This window comes from Pseudomonas sp. PA-5-4B (assembly GCF_021606215.1).
GTDB lineage: Bacteria > Pseudomonadota > Gammaproteobacteria > Pseudomonadales > Pseudomonadaceae > Aquipseudomonas > Aquipseudomonas edaphica.
Genome location: NZ_WKDB01000136.1, coordinates 1 through 2,934, shown reverse-complemented (window position 1 = coordinate 2,934; position 2,934 = coordinate 1). Strand labels below are relative to the sequence as shown.

General features: G+C 55.1%; 3 protein-coding genes and 1 pseudogene. 2 read left to right on the top strand and 2 right to left on the bottom strand.

Annotation, left to right across the window (positions count from 1 at the left end):
* Nucleotides 1–520: 520 nt before the first annotated feature.
* Nucleotides 521–1,156 (top strand): LysE family translocator, encoded by a 636-nt coding sequence (locus tag GIW28_RS30530; RefSeq protein ID WP_236448194.1) that lies wholly within the window; start codon nucleotides 521–523, stop codon nucleotides 1,154–1,156.
* A 47-nt stretch (nucleotides 1,157–1,203) separates the two neighbouring features.
* Complete coding sequence (locus GIW28_RS30525; protein ID WP_017134663.1) at nucleotides 1,204–1,854, top strand: glutathione S-transferase family protein; 651 nt, start codon at nucleotides 1,204–1,206, stop codon at nucleotides 1,852–1,854.
* Between the two features lie 199 nt (nucleotides 1,855–2,053).
* Here the strand turns inward: GIW28_RS30525 and GIW28_RS30520 are convergent, their stop codons facing one another.
* Nucleotides 2,054–2,383 (bottom strand): hypothetical protein, encoded by a 330-nt coding sequence (locus GIW28_RS30520; RefSeq protein WP_017134664.1) that lies wholly within the window; start codon nucleotides 2,381–2,383, stop codon nucleotides 2,054–2,056.
* A gap of 300 nt (nucleotides 2,384–2,683) precedes the next feature.
* Nucleotides 2,684–2,934, bottom strand: a pseudogene (locus GIW28_RS30515) (hypothetical protein); the annotation flags it as partial.

Sequence of the window (2,934 nt, the reverse complement as noted above, 5' to 3'; positions counted from 1 at the left end):
TCATCCTCCGCCGGCGGCTCAAGTTGTGAAAAAGAGACAGTTTTTTGAGGCCCGCCATTTTCGCCTGTGGCGAGCAGGTTTGTCGGGGGTGGGCCCGCAAGGCGCCCCAAACCCCTGACACTGAGTACTTTCAGGAAAATTGCAGTGCCTTTACTGGGGCCGCTTCGCAGCCCAACGCAGGACAAGCCTGCTCGCCACAACAGCCCACCTACCACAGACTTTGTGTTAACCGGCTGTGTATATACCTATGGTCATCGCAGGTAAGCCAGCTCCCACATCGGTCGGTGTACATCTGTTGAAGCAGCGTTAGCAGTAAAAAAGACCTTGGGACGCCAGGGTATTTTTTTGCCTGCAGAATCCAGATCAAACGTGCGCAATGTTTGTGTACGGCAGCGAGGCGAAGTCGATCATGTGCCTTACCGTGAGCGGTGTATGACGTTTTGCTCGCGGATCTGTATCTAACGCCCTGCTTTTCAACGCCCTACCATGGCACCCAGCACAATACTGCAGGAGCGACACCATGCCCGAACTGTCCAGCTGGCTTGCTTATGGCCTGATCTCCCTCGGCATGGTGCTGACGCCCGGGCCGAACATGATTTACCTCATTTCCCGCTCGATCTGCCAGGGGCGCACGGCCGGGATGATTTCCCTCGGTGGCGTTGCTTTGGGTTTCCTTGTTTATATGTTCTGCGCGGCGCTGGGGATTACCGCATTGGTGATGGCGGTGCCGTTTGCCTACGACGCGTTGCGGCTCGGTGGCGCGTTGTACCTGGTGTACCTGGCCTGGCAGGCGGTGAAGCCGGGTGGCCGGTCGCCGTTTCAAGTGCGGGACTTGCCCCAGGACAGCCCACGCAAGTTGTTCATGATGGGCTTGGTGACCAACCTGCTGAACCCCAAAGTGGCGGTGATGTATTTGTCGTTGTTGCCGCAGTTTATTGACCCGAATGGGCATGGCAGTGTGCTGATGCAATCACTGATCCTGGGTTTTACGCAGATTGCCATCAGCGTGAGCGTCAATGCGGTGATTGCAATGATGGCGGGTTCCATCGCCGTGTTCTTCGTCACCCGTCCAGGCTGGCAGGCGGTTCAGCGTTGGGTGATGGGTTCGGTGCTGATGGGCTTGGCTGTGCGGATGGCGGTTGAAGGGCGGCGGTAAGAGGGTGGTTGCAACGTTGTAGTTAGGGGTGGTTAACAGGAGGTTGCATGCTTGAAGTGTGGGGGCGACGTTCGTCATTCAATGTTCAGAAGGTCATGTGGCTTATAGGTGAGTTAGGTCTGGCCCACCGCCATATTTCCGCGGGCGGCCAATACGGCCTCAAGGATTCGCCAGCGTTTCTGCGCATGAACCCCCATGGGCGCGTGCCTGTCATAAAAGATGACGACGGGACAGTGGTGTGGGAGTCGCACAGTATTCTCAGATACCTTGCCGCGCGTCATGGGGCATCTGGTTTCTGGAGTGAGGACCCAGCTCAGCGCTCTCAAGTTGACCGTTGGATGGATTGGTCTCAAACCAGCTTGCAGCCGACGTTTTTAAATGGTGTGTTTTGGGGCTTTTACCGAACCCCTGAGGCGTTGCGGGATCCGCAAGCTATCGAAAAAAGCATCAGCCTCTGCGATCAATATTTTGAGTTACTTGACCAGGTCTTGAGCGAGCAGCCCTTTCTGGGTGGGGAACGTTTGTCGTTGGCAGACATTACTGTTGGCACACATCTGTACCGTTACTTCTCTTTAGCTATTTCCCGCCCACTCATTCCTCACGTTGAGGCGTGGTATCAAAGACTCCGGGAGCGTGAAGCTTATCGCGAGCACGTCATGATCCCTTTCGAAGAGCTTTTCGGTCGGTTGGATTATTAGCCGAGGGGATCAGAAGGGGCGTTGAAACTTCTGGTCTTGAAAAGCTGTTGCTCAGCGAGTCCTGCCGGCGCCGTTAATCTGGTTGGCGCTGGGATGTCAGCAGCTGGCGTGGCTGTTTCGCACGCCCGTGGTCTGGCGATGCCTGGACGCTGGCGTAGCCGTATTGATGGTGTACCTGGCCGGTATGTTGATCACCGACTCACTGGATATCTTTCAGATAGTCTTTGAGGGTAATCAGCGGGGTACTTAGCTCATCAAGGCTGCTGGCCTGTTGCACATCTGTAAACAGTTTGAGCAGTTCACGGCCCAGCACCGTGTCGGCGCCGCCTAGTGCATTCAAGGCCTGGGCAATGCACTCATTGAGCTTGCGTTGAATCGTCGCCAAATCCCCCTGGCGCACCAACAACCCAAACACTTCGCGCTCATACCCATCCATCACCAGGTCATCGCGCAGCAACGGGCTCGCGCCGTCCGTCTCATGCACCAGCTTGAGAGCAAAAAGCGCAACAGCTTCCAGCGTCAATTCCATGGTTCCGATTCCTCATGTCTGCGTTCGCCCGCACATACTCACGTTTCTGCAGGCGAAAAAAAAGCCCTTGAATTTCAATGGCTTTCTTTCGGACCTGTGTAAAAGTGGGTGAGAGCCGGTTTGATAGTCAGGGGCTGAAGGGGCATTGCGCGCCTACGCAAATGTCAGGTCTGCTGATTCGCCGGCTTTTCCTCGCCGCCGATTGCAAACCGTAACGCCTGGGCGAGGTCGCGCGTTTGCCATGAGCCGCGCTGTCAGGCGATCGAACACTCTATATAGCTGCAACCGTGGCACTGTGGATTAATCGAAAAGAATTTCAGGAAGGGGGTTGACCACATATTTGAATGCTGTACTATTCGCCTCCCGCTGACGAGCAGCTTGAAGCCGGTTCTGGTTCAAGTAGTTGATTTTGATAAAGAAATCGCTTGACAGCAAATGAGGCTGCTGTAGAATGCGCGCCTCGGTTGAGACGAAAGATCTTAACCAACCGCTCTTTAACAACTGAATCAAGCAATTCGTGTGGGTGCTTGTGGAGTCAGACTGATAGTCAA